This is a genomic window from Nostoc sp. 2RC (genome assembly GCF_014222165.1).
Classification (GTDB): domain Bacteria; phylum Cyanobacteriota; class Cyanobacteriia; order Cyanobacteriales; family Nostocaceae; genus Nostoc; species Nostoc linckia.
Genome location: NZ_JACKZU010000658.1, coordinates 1 through 1,917 on the forward strand (window position 1 = coordinate 1; position 1,917 = coordinate 1,917).

The 1,917-nt window shown below is 45.6% G+C and carries 2 protein-coding genes; one reads left to right on the forward strand and one right to left on the reverse strand.

What is annotated here, in order from left to right:
* Window positions 1-132: 132 nt before the first annotated feature.
* A complete protein-coding gene (locus GNE10_RS34210) occupies window positions 133-492 on the reverse strand; it encodes a fused DSP-PTPase phosphatase/NAD kinase-like protein (RefSeq protein WP_260447148.1) in 360 nt (119 codons plus the stop codon).
* 142 nt (window positions 493-634) lie between these two features.
* Here GNE10_RS34210 and GNE10_RS34215 point away from each other — a divergent pair, with 142 nt between their 5' ends.
* The gene (locus GNE10_RS34215) at window positions 635-1,822 is read left to right on the forward strand and encodes a chromate transporter (protein ID WP_185570464.1); all 1,188 of its coding nucleotides are present in this window, start codon (window positions 635-637) and stop codon (window positions 1,820-1,822) included.
* Window positions 1,823-1,917: the final 95 nt, after the last annotated feature.

The window sequence follows — 1,917 nt, forward strand, 5'->3', positions numbered from 1 at the left end:
CTCTTAATCCCTCAGTCAACAGTCACCACTCCCCACTCCCTACTCAAGATTTTCTAAAAACTGTTTGAGATGAACTTGTTCTGGATTGATGTCAAGTTCTTTTGCTTTTGCTAAAACTTGTTGGCGGTTGAGTTAATGTTGGGTTGCAAAGGCTATGAGGGCTAGAGCGCTGGCTCGTCCGCCTGCACCACAATGAAAATATACCGGAGTAGGCAATTGCTGTAGTTCTGAGAGAACTTTGGCTGTGGAGTTGTCGTTTGTTTGGCTTGGTTTGAGTGGAACGTTGACATATTCAAGCCCCACGGCTTGAGCCTGTTGCTGTTCGTCTACTAATGCTCCAACTTCATCAAGCGATGTCTGACGACAAGCCGCTACGCGTCTACGCAAATTAACCACAGACTTGTACCCCTCTTCCGCAAGCTGTTTTAGTGTCTCTGGGGTTGGCTGTCCACCTGCGGAATACTCATCGCTGACTTTTTTAATATCACTCATGTATACTCCATAATATCGATTGATTTACCGTATTTATTAGTCAAGGGCATGGTAGCATGAATTCACTTCTGAATATATAGATTTACGATATCGAATTTCGATACATTAATGCTATCAACATCATTAAATCAGGAAAATCACAGTGACTCAGGAAGCTGAGGATATCCAGAAATCCGATAATACCCTGACTCCCAGACAGCAGAAGCAGCGATTAACGGAACTGGCAATCGTTTTTTTGCGATTGGGGACGATCGCCTTTGGTGGCCCTGCTGCCCATATTGCCATGATGGACAATGAAGTGGTGAATCGCCGTCAGTGGATGAGCCGGGAGAAGTTGCTAGATTTATTGGGGATTACAAATTTGATTCCAGGCCCCAATTCAACGGAATTAGCAATTCATATTGGCTACGAACGAGCCGGATGGCGCGGTTTACTGGTTGCGGGAAGTTGCTTTATTTTGCCTGCAATGCTCATCGTATGGATATTAGCTGTCATCTATGCTCGCTATCAAACTATTCCCCAAGTGGAATGGTTGCTCTATGGAATCAAACCTGTAATTATTGCCGTGGTGCTTCAGGCTGTATGGAATCTGGGCAAAAAGGCAGCCAAAGATTTACCGACAATTATTGCAGGGTTAGCAGCGATTACCGCCTATTTTGCTCAACTAAATGAAATTTTAGTGCTGATTTTGCTAGGTGCGGCAGTGATGCTACTGAAGAATTGGCAAAGTAGAGGAAATATAAAAGCAGCATTCCTATTGCCATTTTCAGGTGTTTTTGCTCAGGTTGGTAGTACAACAGCAGTCACATCAGTTAGTTGGATGAATGTGTTTGTCTTCTTTCTGAAAATTGGCTGCGTTCTTTACGGCAGTGGTTACGTATTGCTGGCATTTCTGCAACGGGAATTAGTTGAGCGTAACCAGTGGCTTACGTCCCAACAGCTTTTAGATGCTGTGGCCATTGGGCAATTTACACCGGGCCCCGTTTTTACTACCGCCACATTTATCGGCTATTTATTAGCGGGAAATGCGGGGGCGATCGCTGGTACCATTGGTATTTTTTTACCAGCTTTTATCCTCGTGTGGATAGTTAATCCTTGGGTTTCTAAGTTACGTCAATCTCCTTGGGCAAGTGGATTTTTAGATGGCGTGAATGCGGCTTCTTTAGGTTTAATGGCGGGAGTTACCTACACATTAGGACGAGCCGCATTGGTTGATTGGTTAACAATTACTCTGGCAATTGTGAGTGCGATCGCTGTGTTTCGATTCAAAATCAACTCTGCTTGGTTAGTGTTAGCAGGGGGAGCGATCGGGTTTGTTTCGCGCTTATAGTGTTGGGCATTGGGCATGGGGCATGGCGCATGGGGCATGGCGCATGGGGCATGGGGCAAGCAGGAGGTGTGGGAGGTGTGGGAGGTGTGGGAGGA